General features: G+C 70.1%; 11 protein-coding genes and 1 pseudogene. 10 read left to right on the top strand and 2 right to left on the bottom strand.

Annotation, left to right across the window (positions count from 1 at the left end; all coding sequences use genetic code 11):
• Positions 1-11 precede the first annotated feature (11 nt).
• Together hflX and ACZZ98_RS00765 are read left to right on the top strand one after the other, a co-directional pair.
• Positions 12-1,493: a GTPase HflX gene (hflX, locus tag ACZZ98_RS00770; protein ID WP_463514501.1), complete on the top strand. Its 1,482-nt coding sequence runs from the start codon at positions 12-14 to the stop codon at positions 1,491-1,493.
• A 36-nt stretch (positions 1,494-1,529) separates the two neighbouring features.
• Positions 1,530-2,597 (top strand): GNAT family N-acetyltransferase, encoded by a 1,068-nt coding sequence (locus ACZZ98_RS00765; RefSeq protein WP_463514500.1) that lies wholly within the window; start codon positions 1,530-1,532, stop codon positions 2,595-2,597.
• A gap of 135 nt (positions 2,598-2,732) precedes the next feature.
• Here the strand turns inward: ACZZ98_RS00765 and ACZZ98_RS00760 are convergent, their stop codons facing one another.
• On the bottom strand, positions 2,733-4,019 hold the full coding sequence (locus tag ACZZ98_RS00760) for an alpha/beta fold hydrolase (protein ID WP_463514499.1): 1,287 nt from the start codon (positions 4,017-4,019) through the stop codon (positions 2,733-2,735).
• 76 nt (positions 4,020-4,095) lie between these two features.
• Positions 4,096-6,690 (bottom strand): DEAD/DEAH box helicase, encoded by a 2,595-nt coding sequence (locus tag ACZZ98_RS00755; protein ID WP_463514498.1) that lies wholly within the window; start codon positions 6,688-6,690, stop codon positions 4,096-4,098.
• A gap of 38 nt (positions 6,691-6,728) precedes the next feature.
• Between ACZZ98_RS00755 and ACZZ98_RS00750 the strand changes: the two genes are divergently transcribed.
• The 8 genes and pseudogenes from ACZZ98_RS00750 (at position 6,729) to holA (ending at position 15,975) form a co-directional block, all read left to right on the top strand.
• Positions 6,729-9,449 (top strand): MGH1-like glycoside hydrolase domain-containing protein, encoded by a 2,721-nt coding sequence (locus ACZZ98_RS00750; protein ID WP_463514497.1) that lies wholly within the window; start codon positions 6,729-6,731, stop codon positions 9,447-9,449.
• Positions 9,446-9,745 (top strand): annotated as a pseudogene (locus ACZZ98_RS00745) (SDR family NAD(P)-dependent oxidoreductase); the annotation flags it as partial. The gene ACZZ98_RS00750 and the pseudogene ACZZ98_RS00745, both read left to right, overlap by 4 nt.
• A 67-nt stretch (positions 9,746-9,812) precedes the next feature.
• Positions 9,813-10,244, top strand: coding sequence for an SDR family oxidoreductase (locus ACZZ98_RS00740; protein ID WP_463514496.1), 432 nt, complete (start codon positions 9,813-9,815; stop codon positions 10,242-10,244).
• A 203-nt stretch (positions 10,245-10,447) separates the two neighbouring features.
• A complete protein-coding gene (locus ACZZ98_RS00735) occupies positions 10,448-12,724 on the top strand; it encodes an ATP-dependent DNA helicase (RefSeq protein ID WP_463514495.1) in 2,277 nt (758 codons plus the stop codon).
• A 1-nt stretch (position 12,725) separates the two neighbouring features.
• Positions 12,726-12,953, top strand: coding sequence for a hypothetical protein (locus tag ACZZ98_RS00730; RefSeq protein WP_463514494.1), 228 nt, complete (start codon positions 12,726-12,728; stop codon positions 12,951-12,953).
• A gap of 144 nt (positions 12,954-13,097) precedes the next feature.
• Entirely contained in the window at positions 13,098-13,622 is a 525-nt protein-coding gene (locus ACZZ98_RS00725; RefSeq protein WP_463514493.1) for a SigE family RNA polymerase sigma factor, read from the top strand.
• Positions 13,622-14,983, top strand: a complete 1,362-nt coding sequence (locus ACZZ98_RS00720) for a hypothetical protein (RefSeq protein WP_463514492.1) — start codon at positions 13,622-13,624, stop codon at positions 14,981-14,983. The genes ACZZ98_RS00725 and ACZZ98_RS00720 overlap by 1 nt, the downstream gene beginning before the upstream one ends.
• Positions 14,980-15,975, top strand: coding sequence for a DNA polymerase III subunit delta (gene holA / locus ACZZ98_RS00715; RefSeq protein ID WP_463514491.1), 996 nt, complete (start codon positions 14,980-14,982; stop codon positions 15,973-15,975). Before ACZZ98_RS00720 ends, holA begins: the two co-directional genes overlap by 4 nt.
• Positions 15,976-16,006: the final 31 nt, after the last annotated feature.

Below are 16,006 nucleotides of genomic sequence, written 5' to 3'. Positions count from 1 at the left end.
CTAGACGCAACATGACTGCGAGACATCACCTCTTCACGGGCCAGGCCGACGCCCTCTCCGACGATGCTTTCGACGAAGACGGGTTCTTGGTCGAGGGCGACAGCGACGAGGCCGCACCCTCTGCCCTCTATGACGGCGACCAGCTCGAGCGTGAGGAGCGGGCGGCCCTGCGCCGTGTCGCAGGCCTCTCCACCGAGCTCGAGGACATCAGCGAGGTCGAGTACCGCCAGCTCCGGCTCGAGCGCGTCGTCCTGGCCAGCGTCTGGTCCGAGGGGACCCTGCTCGATGCCGAGAACTCCATGCGCGAGCTCGCGGCGCTCGCCGAGACCGCCGGGGCCGAGGTGCTCGAGGGGGTCATGCAGCGCCGTCAGAAGCCCGACACCGCGACCTATCTCGGCAAGGGCAAGGCCGAGGAGCTGCGCGAGATCGTCATCGCCGAGGGCGCCGACACGGTCATCTGCGACAGCGAGCTCGCGCCCAGCCAGCGGCGTGCCCTCGAGGACGTCGTCAAGGTCAAGGTCATCGACCGCACCGCCCTGATCCTCGACATCTTCGCCCAGCACGCCAAGAGCCGTGAGGGCAAGGCCCAGGTCGAGCTCGCCCAGCTCCAGTACCTCCTGCCGCGCCTGCGTGGTTGGGGTGAGTCGATGTCCCGCCAGGCCGGGGGACAGGCCGCCGGTGGTCAGGGCATGGGCTCGCGTGGACCGGGTGAGACCAAGATCGAGCTCGACCGTCGACGCATCAACACCCGTGTCGCCAAGCTCAACCGCGACATCGCGGGCATGAAGACCCACCGTGACACCAAGCGCGGCAGCCGCCGGGCCAACGCCATCCCCAGCGTCGCGATCGCCGGCTACACCAACGCCGGCAAGTCCTCGATCCTCAACCGGCTGACCGGTGCCGGCGTCCTCGTGCAGAACCAGCTCTTCGCCACCCTCGACCCGACGGTGCGTCGCAGCGAGACGCCCGATGGTCGCGAGTTCACCTTCACCGACACGGTCGGCTTCGTGCGGCAGCTGCCGCACCAGCTCGTCGAGGCCTTCCGCTCCACGCTGGAGGAGGTGGCCGAGTCCGACCTGCTGCTCCACGTCGTGGACGGCTCGCACCCCGACCCCGAGGGCCAGATCTCGGCGGTTCGCGCCGTGCTCGCCGACGTCGACGCGACCGACGTCAAGGAGGTCATCGTCGTCAACAAGGCCGACATCGCCGACACCGAGGTGATCGACCGGCTGCTGCGCCAGGAGAAGCACGTCATCGTCGTCTCGGCGCGCACCGGCGAGGGCCTGGACGCCCTGCGCGCGCTCATCGCCGACGAGCTGCCGCAACCCGACATCAGTGTCGACGTCCTCGTGCCCTACGACCGGGGCGACCTCGTCAGCCGTCTCCACGAGGAGGGCGAGGTCCTCGCGAGCGAGCACGTGGGCGAAGGAACGCACGTCACCGCAAGGGTGAACGCGGATCTCGCCGCCGAGCTCACGGCATACCGCGCCTGAGTGCTTGTTGCGAATTCTTTGCAATAAGATGTCCGTATGCCGCCTGCTCCCGTCGTCGAGACCGCTCGCCTGACGCTGCGCCCCCCTGTCGCCGGTGACCGCGACGCCTGGGTGTCGCTGCACCGGGACCCGCGGACCTACTGGCACGCCCCGCACGCCATGGCGGAGAGCGACGAGGCTGCCGAGGAGTTCTTCGAGGCGACCCGCCAGCACTGGGACGACCGCGGGTTCGGGGTCTGGGTGGCGAGCGCTCATGGGTCCGGCGACGTCGTGGGGGTGTGCGGACTCAGGGAGGTCGACCGAGACGCGCACTTCCTCAACCTCTACTACCGGCTCGGCTTCGAGCACCAGGGTCGCGGGCTCGGCAAGGAGATGTCCCGGACCTCCGCCGCCCACGCGGTCGAGTTCCTGCCTCGGCTGGCCGTGCGAGCCCTGGTCAAGGAGGTCAACACCCCTTCGGTGCGGACCGCCCTCGGCGCCGGCTTCGAGCGGGTGGGGACGCGCGTGCTCCGCGACGACCTGCCGGACGAACCGCCGTCGACGGTCTTCGAGGCGCCGAGCGTCGAGGCCGTGGGGTCGTTCGAAGAGGCCACCCGCGAGCAGATCCTCGACCTGTGGCTGCGCACCAACGACGCCGGGGGAGCTGTCGGCTTCACAGCGGGGGCGTCCCGCGCGGACGTCGACGCCCGCCTGTCAGCGGCCGAGAGGGACATGGAGTCCGGGATGAGGGTCGCCGTCGTCCAACGCTCAGCAGCCGACGACCGCGTCCTGGGCCTGGCGTTCCTGTCCGAGGGCCCGAACCCCCTTCTCTCACACACGCGCTGGGTCTACACCGTCATGACCGACCCCACGGCCCGCGGTCGCAACCTCGGCCGCCTCCTCATGGCCGGGACCCACCGCGTGGCCCGCAACCTCGGCGTCGAGATCCTCTCGCTCGGCGTGCGCAGCGGCACCGGCACGTCGCGCTTCTATGAAGCCTGCGGCTACCACGAGAGCGGCCGCGTGCTGGGCGCCATCCGCGTCGCCCCGGGCGACGAGCGCGACGACATCACGATGACCCGCCGCCTGGACGACCGCGTGCTGCACCCCGACCCCCGCAACTAAGCGGCGGACCGGACCAGGAGCGAACGGAGCACTGCCGATTCGCCGCTGGCTGGGCCTGGCGGGAGCAGTGAGTGCGCTCTGCGCGCGAACTGCGGATGGGACTGCGGCGAATCGGCAGTGCTCCGTGAGTGGGGGTCAGAGGCGGCCCGCGTTCATGGCGAGGAGGCGGTCGAGGACGTCCGCGCTCTGACGGAGGCCGTCGTGCTCGAACTCGTTGGTGACCCACGTGCGCAGGCCGCGGACGCGCCGAGCCGTCGCGAGGCTGTGCTCGCGCACGACGTACATGTCGTCGTGGTAGATCGCGGCGGCGACGGGCACGTCGTTGGTGGCGAGCGCCTCGAGGTCATAGAGCGCCGGCCAGTCGGAGCGCTCGGCGAGGAGGTCGGCAGCGTCGGCGAGGTCGGCGAGGGCCGGGTCCTGGCGGAGCTGGAAGGGGTAGGTCATCTCCCCGGTGAGCAGGGGCTCGTCCAGGTGCGGGTCGAAGTCGGGGCGTTCACGTCGGACCCGCTCGGCCGCCCACCGTGTTGCCTCGCCCTGCCCGTAGCTCGGCTCGTGCATGACGGGGAAGAGCGGGTGGGTGGCGTAGGAGACGACGGCATGGACTCCGGCGAGGAAGGTGTCGGAGAGGACAGGGTTCTCGCTGCCCGGGACGAACGCCTCGTCGAGGAGGTAGTGGAGGGGGTCGAAGCCGCTGGTCGCGCCGAGCTCGACCCCGATGGTGAGGAAGCGCTCGGGGGAGAGCTGCTCGCCGGTCGGCAGGCGCACGTCATGGGTGCGCAGGTGCTGGACGACGGCCGTGACCCGGTCGCGGTCCTGCGGGAAGGTGTCGAAGAACTTCGCGTTCTTCTCGGCCACCCGGTCGTAGGTGATGCGGTAGACCTCCTCCGCGGGCGCCGTCAGGGGAGGGAGGCCACCGGTGATGGCGACCGATGCAAGGAACTCTGGTGCCTGGGACAGGTAGGTGAGGGCGCAGAAGCCTCCGTAGCTCTGGCCGAGGACGTGCCAGGCCGACTCCTCGCCGACGAGCTGGCGTCGCAGGACCTCGGCGTCCGCGACGATCGAGTCGGCGCGGAAGTGGGCGAGGTGGTCGGCCTGGAGCTCGGGCCCACCCACCAGGGGAAGGGTCTGGCGCGTGATCGGGGCAGAGCGACCGGTGCCGCGCTGGTCCAGCAGGAGCACCCGGTGGTCCTTCAGGGCGCGGCTGAGCCACGCCGCCGGGCCGGCCGGGCGCGGACCCTTGCCGCCGGGACCTCCCTGCAGGAAGAGCAGCCACGGCTGGTCGAGATCGGCCCGGTCGGCAGCGACGACCTCGCGCGCGAAGACGGAGATGGTCGCGCCGTCCGGCTCGTCGTGCACCAGGGGTACCTCGACCTCGTGGTCGGTGACGGTCATGCCTGCGTGACGGAATCGACTGGTCTGCATCTGCATCTCCAAGCGGCTCTCGAGGGTTTCGGTGGTCAGGTGATCGTGGGCCCGGGGCTCGGTCGTGGCCGGGGTGTCAGAGGCGGCGGAGGGCGGTGGCGGTCATGACGAGCTCGCCGGCGGCGTCACTGGCGTCGAGGTCGGCGATGGCCTCGATGACCCAGTCCCGGTCGTCAGCGGGGTCGGCGAGGACCTGGCGGACGCGCCAGATGCGGTGCTCCTCGTCGTCCTCCAGTCCGGGGACCTCAGCCTTGTCCGGCTCGACCTGGAGGAGCTGAGGGCTGCGGGCGTCACCGTCGAGGCCGATCGACCCGTGCTCGTCCCAGTAGGCAGCGAGCGCTTCGTCCCAGGCGGCATACGTCATCACCGCGCTGCGCCCGTCCTCCGGGATGGCAGCGGCCGCCGTCTCCAGCTGGGCCAACGCGTTGACGTTGTCACGATCGGCCAGCTCGACCCTGCGCCACATCGCCTGTCGGACCATCGCACGGAAGGCCCTCTCGTTGGCCGTGATCGGGCGTGGAGGCGGCGGGGCTTCGCCGTGGGTGGCCGCGGCGTTGCGCACCGACTCGGGATCGGTGAGCGCGGCCCATTCGTCGATGAGCGAGGAGTCGGTCTGTCGGATCGTCTCACCGAGCCACTCGATGAGGGTGTCGAGCTCCTCGCCGCGGTGCGCCTCCGGGACGGTCTGGCGCAGGGTCCGGTAGGCGTCGGACAGGTAGCGCAGCACCACCCCCTCGGACCGGGTCAGCCCGTAGCGGCGGATGAGGTCGCCGAAGCTCATGGCCTGCTCCCACATCTCACGGACGATGCTCTTGGGGTCGAGGGCCTCGTCGGGGAGCCACGGGTGCGTCTGCCGGTAGGTCTCGTAGGCCGGCTCGAGCAGCTCCAGGAGCGGGCGCGGCCAGGTGATCTCCTCGACGATCGCCGTCCGCTCGTCGTAGTCGACCCCCTCGGACTTGAGCTCGGCGATGCGTTCGCCCCGAGCGCTCCACTGCTGGGCGCGCAGCACGGGCCGCGGTGAGTCGAGCACGGACTCGACGACCGACACCACGTCGAGGGCGTGGGTGGGGGAGTCGGCGTCGAGGAGGTCCAGCACGGCGAGGGCGAAGTGGGCCAAAGGCTGGTTGAGGGCGAAGTCGGCGGGCAGGTCGACGGTGAGCTCGACCGTGCGGCCGTCGGCCGCGGGCTCCGGCAGCCGGACGACGACGCCGGAGTCCAGCAGGGAGCGACCCAGCCGGATGGCCCGGCGGGCCAGCCGCGCCTGACCGGGGAGGCTCTCGTGGTTGTCGCGCACGAGCCGGCTCAGGGCCGCGACCGGGTCTCCGGGGCGGGCCATGAGCGCGAGGATCATCGAGTTGTCGATGCGCATCTTGGAGGTGAGGGCCTCGGGCTCGCTCGACACCAGCTTGTCGAAGGTCTGCTCGGTCCACACGATCGAGCCCTCCGGCGGCTTGCGGCGCTGGACCTTGCGCAGCTTCTTGGGGTCGTCGCCGGCCTTGGCGATGTTGCGCTCGTTCTCGATGATGTGCGGCGGCGCCTGGACGATGACCGAGCCGCTCGTGTCGTAGCCCGCGCGCCCGGCACGACCAGCGATCTGGTGGAACTCCCGCGATCGGAAGACGCGGTCACGCTGTCCGTCGAACTTGGCCAGCCCGGTGAAGAGCACCGTCCGGATCGGCACGTTGATGCCGACGCCCAGGGTGTCGGTCCCGGCGATGACCTTGAGCAGGCCGGCCTGCGCCAGCTGCTCGACGATGCGCCGGTAGCGGGGGAGGAGCCCGGCATGGTGCACACCAATCCCCTTGCGCAGCAACGCCGACAGGGTCTTGCCGAAACCGGCCGCGAAGCGGACCGGCGCCAGTCGTTCGGCGATCGCCAGCTTCTCCTCCGAGGTGAGCAGCTTGAGCGTCGTCAACGATGCAGCGTGCTCCGCCGCCAGCTGCTGGGTCGGGTGCACCACGTAGACCGGCGCCTGGTGCGTCGTGACGATCTCCTCGACCATCTCGGGGAGCGGGGTGAGCGACCAGGTGAAGGACAGCGGCACGGGGCGCTCTGCCGTCGTCACGACCGCGACCTCCCGCCCGGTGCGCCGCACCAGGTCCTCGCGGATCTGCGTCATCTCGCCGAGCGTCGCCGACATGAGGAGGAACTGGGCCTGCGGCAGCTCGAGCAGCGGCACCTGCCAGGCCCAGCCGCGCTGGCCGTCGGCGTAGTAGTGGAACTCGTCCATGACGACGAGCCCCACATCGGCCGAGCTGCCTTCTCGCAGGGCGATGTTGGCGAGCACCTCGGCCGTGCAGCAGATGATGGGTGCGTCGGCGTTGACCGCCGCGTCGCCGGTCAGCAGACCCACGTTCTCGGCGCCGAACACGTCGCACAGCGCGAAGAACTTCTCGTTGACCAGGGCCTTGATGGGCGCGGTGTAGAAGCTGACGCGGTCCCCCGACAGGGCAGCGAAGTGCGCGGCCACGCCCACGAGCGACTTGCCGGAACCGGTCGGCGTCGCCAGCACGACGTGCCGCCCCGACACGACCTCGATCACGGCCTCGTCCTGGTGCGGATAGAGCTCGATCCCGGACTCGACCGCCCAGGCCGAGAACACGGCATACAACTCGTCGGCGTCCGTCGTGACGGAGGACAGGGCGCGCTGCGCCAACGGGTGCGAAGTCATTGGCGTCATCCTCCCACCCGCGTGCCACAGTGGGGCGCATGACGTCTGTCGAGCCCGAGGGCCGGCCCCGGACCGAGGAGCACCGGCGGCTCGACGCCTCGCCGCACGACGGAGACGCCTGGCGGGCCTGGGGCCCCTACGTCTCCGGGCGCCAGTGGGGGACCGTGCGGGAGGACTACTCCGCCGACGGTGACGCGTGGTCGTTCTTCCCGTTCGACCACGCCCACGCCCGCGCCTACCGATGGGGAGAGGACGGCATCGCGGGACTCTGCGACCGCTACGGCTTCCTCAACCTCGCCATCGCGATGTGGAACGGGCAGGACGACCGGCTCAAGGAGCGCTACTTCGGCCTGACCAACGGCGAGGGCAACCACGGCGAGGACGCCAAGGAGTACTGGTGGCACCTCGACGCCACGCCCACCCACAGCTGGGCGCAACACCTCTACCGCTACCCACAGGCTGCCTTCCCGTATGCCGCGTTGCGCGAGGGTGGTGTGGCGCGTGGACGCGACGTCCCCGAGCTCCAGCTCGTCGACACCGGTGTGCTCGACGAGGACCGGTTCTTCGACGTGGTCACGACGCATGCCAAGGCCGCGGCGGGGGATGTCTGCATCACCTACGAGGCGACGAACCACGGACCTGACCCGGCGCCGCTCGACCTCGTCCCGCAGCTCTGGTTCCGCAACACCTGGGCTTGGGGACGTGACGATCGCAAGCCGGTCATCGAGGTGCTTCCGGCTACGCCCGCCGACACCGTCGTCCTGCGAGCCACGCACGCCCACATCGGTGTCATCCACGTTCTCGCGGACGGTTCGCCCGAGGTCCTGGTCTGCGACAACGAGACCAACGTGCCGGAGGTCTTCGGTGACGGTGAGAGCCTCAGCTTCCACCCCAAGAACGCCGTCGACCGGGCGATCGTGCACGGTGACCCGAGCCTGCTCGCCACCGACGGTCGCGGGACCAAGGTCGCCCTGCGCTACCGCTTCGACGCCGTCGCGCCCGGCGAGACGGTGACGGTTCGACTGCGGCTGCACGACGACGCGTGGGTCGACGGTGCATCTGACGCGCCGCCGCTCGAAGGGGCGTTCGGCCGCGGCTTCGACGACATCCTGGCCACTCGCCGCACGGAGGCCGACGCGTTCTACGGGGCGGTCATCCCGGAGCACACGGGTGACGAGGAGCGGCTCGTGGCGCGCCGCGCCTTCGCCGGGCTCAACTGGAGCAAGCAGCTCTACCGCTACGACGTGCAGGAGTGGCTCGAGGGCGACCCGGCCGGTCCGCCTCCGCCGGACTCGCGCCGAGCCCGCGAGCCCCATGGCCGCAACACGTCGTGGTCCCACCTGGCACTCGCCGACGTCATCTCGATGCCCGACGAGTGGGAGTACCCCTGGTTCGCCTGCTGGGACCTCGCCTTCCACACCGTCGCCATCGCCCACATGGACCCGGCGTTCGCCAAGAACCAGCTCCTCCTCATGTGTCGGGAGTGGAGCCAGCACCCGAACGGCCAGCTCCCGGCATACGAATGGCAGTTCGGCGACGTCAACCCACCCGTGCACGCCTGGGCCGCCTGGCACGTCTACGTCCTCGACGGCGCCCGGGACCGGGGCTTCCTCGTGCGGGTCTTCACCAGCTTCCTCTTCAACTTCTCGTGGTGGCTCAACCGCAAGGACTCCGACGGCTCCAACCTCTTCGAGGGCGGCTTCCTCGGCATGGACAACATCAGCGTCTTCGACCGGTCGCGAGAGGTCCCCGACGGGTGGCGGCTCGAGCAGTCCGACGCGACGAGCTGGATGGCCTTCACCTGTCTGCAGATGCTGCGGATCGCGCTCGAGCTGAGTCGTCTCGACCGCGACTGGGACGGTCTGGCGACGACCTTCCTCGAGCACTTCTTCTCGATCGCCGAGGCGATGGAGACGTTCGGGACACACGGCATCTCGCTGTGGGACGAGACCGACGAGTTCTTCTACGACGTCCTCGTCGACGAGGACGGCAACGGGTCCCCGGTCCGTGTCCGCTCCCTCGTCGGGCTGCTCCCGCTCATCGCCGTCGCGAACGTCCCGGCCTGGGCCTTCGACGAGCTGACCGACTTCACCTCACGCCTGCGGTGGCTGCAGGAGCGGCGCCCCGACCTCACCGACTCGCTCCTGCACAGCCAGGACGGCGACGTCGTCCACAACAGCCTGACGCCGGTGGTGCGCTCGCGCCTCGAGGCGATCCTGGGCCGGCTCCTCGACGAGGACGAGTTCCTGGCGCCGCACGGCATACGGTCGCTGTCGGCCGCCTACCGGGGCGGGACGGACCTGGAGGTGGGTGGGACGAGCGTGCACATCCAGTACGACCCCGGTGAGTCCTCGACCGGCATGTTCGGCGGCAACTCCAACTGGCGAGGACCCATCTGGTTTCCGACCAACGTCCTCATCCTCGACGCGCTGCTGGTGCTCGCGGAGGGCGCCGGCGGGGACGTCGAGGTCGAGTTCCCGACCGGCTCGGGTCACCGGGTGCCGCTAGAGGAGGCGGCGATCGGCATCCGCGAGCGACTCATCTCGCTCTTCCTCCCCGGCGAGGAGGGCCGGCGTCCGGGGACTCCGCGCGAGCACCCGGCCGGACCGCTGTGGGACGGACACCCGACCTTCAGCGAGCACTTCAACGGTGACACCGGCGTCGGGCTCGGCGCCTCGCACCAGACCGGGTGGACCGCGCTCGTGGCCCACCTCATCTGCACGACCCCCGACACGCTGCGCGAGGAGATCGACACATGACCCCCACCGGAAGCTCCACCCAGAGCGGCACCCGCCCGCTGGAGGGCAAGGTCGTCATCGTCACCGGCGGCAACAGCGGCATCGGCGAGGGCATCGTGCGCGAGGCAGCCGCGCAGGGCGCGAGGGTCGTCATCGACTACGTGTCGCACCCCGAGGCCACGGACGCGATCGTCACGGACATCGAGGCCGCCGGGGGAGAGGCCGTCGGCTGCGAGGCCGATGTCTCCAGGGTCGCCGACCTCGAGAGGCTGGTCGCGACGGCTGTCGACACCTACGGCCGCCTCGACGTCATGGTCAACAACGCGGGGGTCGAGTTCCACCAGACGCTGGCGACCCTGACCGAGGAGAAGCTACGACCTCCTCATGGGCATCAACCTCAAAGGCGCGGTCTTCGGCTCGAAGCTCGCCGCCGAGCAGATGCGCCGGCAGGGCGACGGCGGCGTCATCATCAACATCACCTCGACCCACGAGGACTGGCCGATGCCGAGCGATCTCGCCTACTGCATCTCCAAGGGCGGCATGCGCATGCTCACGCGCACGGCGGGCGTCGAGCTCGGCGCCGACCGGATCCGCGTGGTCGGTGTCGGACCGGGGGCGATCAACACCTCGATCAACGCCGACGACACCCCGGCGCAGACCAAGGCGCTCACGGACGCGATCCCGTTGTCCTACATCGGTTCACCGCAGGAGATGGGTCGGGTCGTGTGCTTCGCCGCGAGCGAGGCGGCGTCCTACATCACCGCAACGACGATCATCGCCGACGGCGGACTCATGCAGAAGCCCGGCGCCGTCTGACCCCCACCCTCGTCCGTGCGTTTCTCACCCAATTCCCCCGAAACTCACCCAGCTCGTCTGTGAGTTTCGGGGGAATTGGGTGAGAAAGCCACAGACACGCCGGTATGCCGTCCGCTCGCCTTGCGTGCCCGCGTCGCCCTTCGTCCGACTCGCCTGTGGATGGACGGCGCCGGGCTGTCCGCCCGTCGGCATAGGCTGTCTCGGTGCCGACCCTCGACGACCTCCTCGCCGCAGCGGTCAGCGGGGTCAAGGGCAGCGAGCGGCCCGGGCAGGTGAGCATGGCCAAGGCGGTCGCGCACGCCGTCGACACCGGCGAGCACCTGCTCGTGCAGGCCGGCACCGGCACCGGCAAGTCCCTCGCCTACCTCGTCCCCGCGGTGCAGCATGCCATCGACGCGGGGAAGCCCGCCGTCGTCGCGACGGCGACGCTCGCCCTCCAGGCACAGATCGTCGACCGGGACATGCCCCGAGTCGCCGACTCCCTCGAGCCGCTCCTCGGCCGGCGTCCGACCTACGCGATCGTCAAGGGGCGGCGCAACTACCTCTGCGCCCACAAGCTCGAGGGCGGCTTCCCCGACGACGAGGAGGGCCTCTTCGGCGTCGGTGACGTCGACCAGCAGGCCGGACGCCTCGGCAAGGAGGTCGTCCGGCTGCGGGAGTGGGCCGACGAGACCGGGTCCGGCGACCGGGACGAGCTCGTGCCGGGTGTCTCCGAGCGGGCCTGGCGTCAGGTCTCCGTCAGCGCGCAGGAGTGCCTCGGCAGCAAGTGCCCGATGGTCGCCGAGTGCTTTGTGGAGCGCTCGCGCGAGGCAGCCAAGGGTGTCGACGTCATCGTCACCAACCACTCGTTCATGGCGATCGACGCGTTCGAGGGGCGGCAGATGCTGCCCGAGCACGACGTCCTCGTCATCGACGAGGCCCACGAGCTCGTCGACCGCGTCACCGCGACGATCACCGACGAGGTCACACCGGCCATGGTCCGCAACGCGGCCAAACGGGCTGGCAGACAGGCCGACTCGAGCGAGATGGTCGATGACGCCGGGACGTTCCTCGAGTCGGTCCTCGACGAGATCCCCGAGGGGCGACTCACCGGCATACCCGACAACCTCGGACTCGCCCTGGCACGCCTGCGCGACACCACGCGTCAGGTGCAGACCGAGCTCAAGCCACCTCCCGGCCAGGAGGTCGACGGCGCACGTCAGATCGCCCGCGCTGCCATCGACGAGCTCAACGACAACTCGTCCCGGGTGCTCGAGGAGCGTGACCTCGACGTCGTCTGGGTGAGCAAGGACCCGCGGCGGGGGAGCGTGCTGCGCGTTGCTCCCATGAGCGTGGCCATGCTGGTGCGCGACAAGATCTTCGAGGACCGCACCGTCGTGCTCACCTCGGCCACGCTCGAGCTGGGCGGCACCTTCGACGCGGTCGCCGGCACGATCGGGCTGCGTGGCGAGGGCTCGCCGAAGTGGACGGGCCTCGATGTCGGCAGCCCGTTCGACTACCCCCAGCAGGGCATCGCCTACGTCGCCAAGCAGCTGCCGCCGCCGGGGCGGGACGGAGCGTCACCCGAGACGATGGACGAGATCGAGGCGCTCGTGCGGGCGGCGGGCGGTCGCACCCTGGGTCTGTTCTCGTCGATGCGCGCTGCCCGCGCGGCCACGGACGAGATGCGTGAGCGGTTGAAGGACCTGGACGGGGAGCTGTCGGTGCTCTGCCAGGGCGAGGACCAGATCTCGACCCTCGTGCGCCAGTTCGCCCGTGACCCTCGCACCTGCCTCTTCGGCACCCTCAGCCTGTGGCAGGGCGTCGACGTCCCCGGCTCGTCGTGCCAGCTCGTCATCATCGACCGCATCCCGTTCCCACGCCCCGACGACCCACTGGCGTCGGCGCGCTCGCAGGCCATCGCGCGCATGGGCGGCAACGGCTTCATGGCGGTCAGCGCCACCCACGCCGCGCTGCGCCTCGCCCAGGGCGCCGGTCGCCTCATCCGTCGGGGTGACGATCGCGGTGTGGTCGCCTTCCTCGACTCGCGCATGATGAGTGCGCGGTATGCCGGCTTCCTCCAGCGTTCGCTCCCGCCGTTCTGGCCCACGTCCGACCGCGCGCTGGTCCTCAACGCGTTGAAGCGACTCGACGAGACCGCTCCACCACCGCTCGACGTCGCCGACCCGGCCCTGCGGGGCCTCACCGGCGCCGTCAAGGGCACGACGATGGGCGACGCCGAGACGAGCGGAGCCGTCGATGCGACCGACACCCGTCCCGTTGCCGTCGCTCCGCCACCGGCCCCGTCGTCGCGCACGGCAGTGACCCAGGGTCACGCGTGGACCGAGCAGGAGGACGAGGAGCTGCGTGACGGCGTCGAGCTGGGCCTCAACGTCGAGGAGCTGAGCGAGTCCCTCGAGCTCCCCGCCGAGGTCGTCGCCAGCCGGCTAGAAGGACTGGGCATCGAGGCCGGCTCGGGCGTCACCCTGAGCTTCGACTGACGTGGCAGCCTCCGACGGTCCTCGACCGCCCACCCCGTCCCGACGACCCCGCCGGGTGATGCGGAGCGCCGCGCTGACCGTGGGCGTGGTCGTGGCCGTCGTCGCACTGCTCGTGGCAGTCCTTGTCGCAAGGGAGATGGTGGCAGGCCCGTGGTTCCCCAAGGGGGGTGACGGCAGCATGACCACGGGAGCGCCCGACACGACCAAGGGACCCGTCGGACTCGCGTGAGGGGGTCCTCGATGACGTCGAGGCGATCTGCGTCGATGCCGTGCGTGCCAGCCGGACGGGTCCATGACCGTCTTCCACGCTGCGTCTGAGCTTCGCATCCACCCAAACCTGCTGCCCCCGTCGTGACAGGGTCCAGAGGTGGTCATGAGCTGGTCCCGACCTGATGCGGAGTTCGAGGCGTTCGTGCAGTCGAGCACGACGCCCCTGCTCCGTGTTGCCTGGTTGCTCACGGGCGACCATCACGGTGCGCAGGACCTCGTGCAGGAGACGCATGTGCGCATGGCGGCCAAATGGAGCTCGATCCAGCGGCACGACGCGGACCCGATGGCCTATGCCCGCACGGTGCTGCACCGCCTCAACATCGACAGCTGGCGACGGCAGCAACGCCGTCCTGAACGTCTGGTCGCCGAGGCCCCTGACGCCGCGCGCACCGTGCGAGACCACGATCTTCGCTTCGCGCTCATGGAGGCCCTGGCTCGGCTCACGCCGAAGCAGCGATCCGTCCTGGTCCTCCGCTATCTCGAGGACCGCACCGAGGTGCAGACCGCTGCGGTCCTCGGATGCTCGGTCAACACCGTGAAGTCCCAGGCGCGACATGCGCTGGCTCGGCTGCGTGAGCTCAATCCCGCCCTCATGGCAGAACTGGCACCCGCTTCGAAGGAGCCGTGATGAACACCCTGACGCGACTCATGCGGGACGCTGCCGAGGGGGCGCCCGACCGTCTGGACGATCCCTCACGGCACGTTCACGACGTCTGGCGGCGCGGACGACGACGCCGGACACTCCGCGCTGCAGTGAGCGGAGCGGGGATGCTGGCTGTTCTTGCTGTCGTCGCCGCACTCGTCCTCGGCACGTCCACGGTTGTCCCGGACCGCTCGCTCCCGGCCGACGGCGGGCAGCGGACCGGTGTCACGGCATACCCTCAACGCATCGGGCACCAGTGGTGGGTGCGCGACTTGACGGACAAGGCTGACCCGGTGTCGGCACTTGTCCAGGTGATGGACGTCGAGTCGGGAGAGGGGGAGTGGCAGGCCCTCTCGGCTCGCGGTGAGCGCCGTCGACTGCAAGGGAGCAGCTCTGCAGGCGAGACCTTCCCTGCCGTCTCACCCAACGGTGAGCGCGTGGCCTACCTCCAGATGCCGGAGAACCGGTGGGTCATCCGCGACCTCCAGCAGGGCAGGTGGTGGACCCTCTCGGATGTACAAATGCAGTCTCCTGAGAGTCAGTCACCAAGGGCTGCAGGGGCTCCGCACGCCGTGGTGATGCAGTCCCCGGCCGTGTTCTCGCCGTCCGGTGAGTCCATGGTGGTGCCCACTCTCGGAGGCCCGATCGTCCTGGAGACAGCCACAGGCACAGCCTCAGTGAGAGAGGTGGACGGTATCGACCAAGCGATCGGCTGGATCGACGATGACCGTCTCGTGGGCCGGACGGTGGATGCCAGTGACGCGCCCTCGGGCGACGAGAACGTTGAGCTGATGGTGTGGAGTCGTTCGACCGGGCGCGTCAGCGAGCTCGGTCGGATCGATGTCCGCGGGCTTCCCGTCCCCGTGTCCCTGAACGGTCAATGGTGGGGGTCGGTGCGAGACGACGGGACGCTCTGGGTGTCCGTCTCTGCCGACGGGTCGCGGTCCTGGCTCGCCGGGGTCTCGCTCCCCGACCTGAGCCCGGTGACCTTCGAAGGAGATCCCGCATCCAGCCTTGTCTGGAACGAGGTCGACAACATCAACTTCGGCCCTTCGTGGCGGGGAGGTCGACCTGTGGCCCTGGTCGGAGGGGACGCAGGACAACAGCACGTCCATCTTATCTGGATGAACGAGCCGCGCGCGCCGCTCGTCAGGCTCAAGCCGTCGGTGGGGGTGCACCGGATCATCTGGGCCGATGACGCCCTCAACGGCTCGCCGTCGTTCACCCTCGTCGGCACGTCGACGGCGTGGTGGGCGTGGTGGTGGAAGGAGATCGCCCTCGTTGTCCTCGGCATCGGGTTGCTCATCTGGTGGCGTCGTCGGCGTCATACCTCCGTGGCAGAGTGACCGTCGTGAGTGATCTCGTCGAGGTGCAGCGCCGGGTCCCGCCGCTCGTCCTCATCGCAGGGCCCGAGCAGGTCCTCGCCGAGCGGGGTCTCGCCGAGACGATCCAGCTGATCAAGGAGCACGCCCCTGACGTCGAGGTCATCCGCCTCCACGCCAGTGCCTACGAGCCGGGCGAGCTCATGGTCCACTCCAGCCCGTCGCTCTTCGGTGGGGACAAGGCCGTGGTGGTCCACGACCTCGACGAGGCCACCGACGAGCTGCAGCAGGACCTCCTCGCCTACCTCGCAGCGCCACCGGAGGACGTCACTCTGGTCGTCACCCACAAGGGCGGCAACCGTGGCAAGAAGGTCCTCGACACGCTCAAGAAGTCGCGCGCGCGACTCATCGACGCCCCCGCGATCAAGACCGACCGCGACAAGGCCGACTTCGCCATGAACGAGTTCCGGCGAGCCAGGAGACGTGCGACCGGCGAGGCCGTCCAGGCCCTCGTCGACGCCATCGGCCGGGACCTGCGTGAGCTGGCCTCGGCCTGCCAACAGCTCATCGCCGACTCGACCGGCACCATCGACGAGCAGGTCGTCCTGACCTACCACGGTGGCAAGGTCGAGGCGACCGGCTTTAAGGTGGCCGACGCTGCCGTCGCCGGAGACGCGGGCGAGGCGCTGCGCCTGCTGCGCCACGCCATCGCTGTCGGCGTCGACCCCGTGCCGATCGTCGCTGTGCTGGCCCAACAGCTGCGCCAGCTCATCAAGGTCGGTTCCGCAGGGCGAGGTCGCTCGGCCGACCTGGCGCGCGACCTGGGCATGGCCCCGTGGCAGGTCGACAAGGCTCGGCGCTCGCTCCAGGGCTGGACCGCCGAGGCGCTGGCCCGCTCCCTCCAGGCGGTCGCGGCCGCCGACTTCGAGGTCAAGGGCGGTGGGCGCGACCCGGTCTATGCCGTCGAGCGAGCCGTGCTCACGATCACCCGCGAGAAGGCGGCAGGTGACGGCTGAGCGGCGGGGGAGCACGCGGCATACCCGCGTT

The organism is Knoellia sp. AC549 (assembly GCF_979258975.1).
This window is presented reverse-complemented; position numbering and strand designations above follow the sequence as displayed.

Coding starts and splice junctions, on each gene's coding strand:
- hflX (WP_463514501.1), top strand. CDS start 12: ATGACTGCGAGACATCACCTCTTCACGGGCCAGGCCGACGCCCTCTCC.
- ACZZ98_RS00765 (WP_463514500.1), top strand. CDS start 1,530: ATGCCGCCTGCTCCCGTCGTCGAGACCGCTCGCCTGACGCTGCGCCCC.
- ACZZ98_RS00760 (WP_463514499.1), bottom strand. CDS start 4,019: ATGCAGACCAGTCGATTCCGTCACGCAGGCATGACCGTCACCGACCAC.
- ACZZ98_RS00755 (WP_463514498.1), bottom strand. CDS start 6,690: ATGACTTCGCACCCGTTGGCGCAGCGCGCCCTGTCCTCCGTCACGACG.
- ACZZ98_RS00750 (WP_463514497.1), top strand. CDS start 6,729: ATGACGTCTGTCGAGCCCGAGGGCCGGCCCCGGACCGAGGAGCACCGG.
- ACZZ98_RS00740 (WP_463514496.1), top strand. CDS start 9,813: ATGGGCATCAACCTCAAAGGCGCGGTCTTCGGCTCGAAGCTCGCCGCC.
- ACZZ98_RS00725 (WP_463514493.1), top strand. CDS start 13,098: ATGAGCTGGTCCCGACCTGATGCGGAGTTCGAGGCGTTCGTGCAGTCG.
- ACZZ98_RS00720 (WP_463514492.1), top strand. CDS start 13,622: ATGAACACCCTGACGCGACTCATGCGGGACGCTGCCGAGGGGGCGCCC.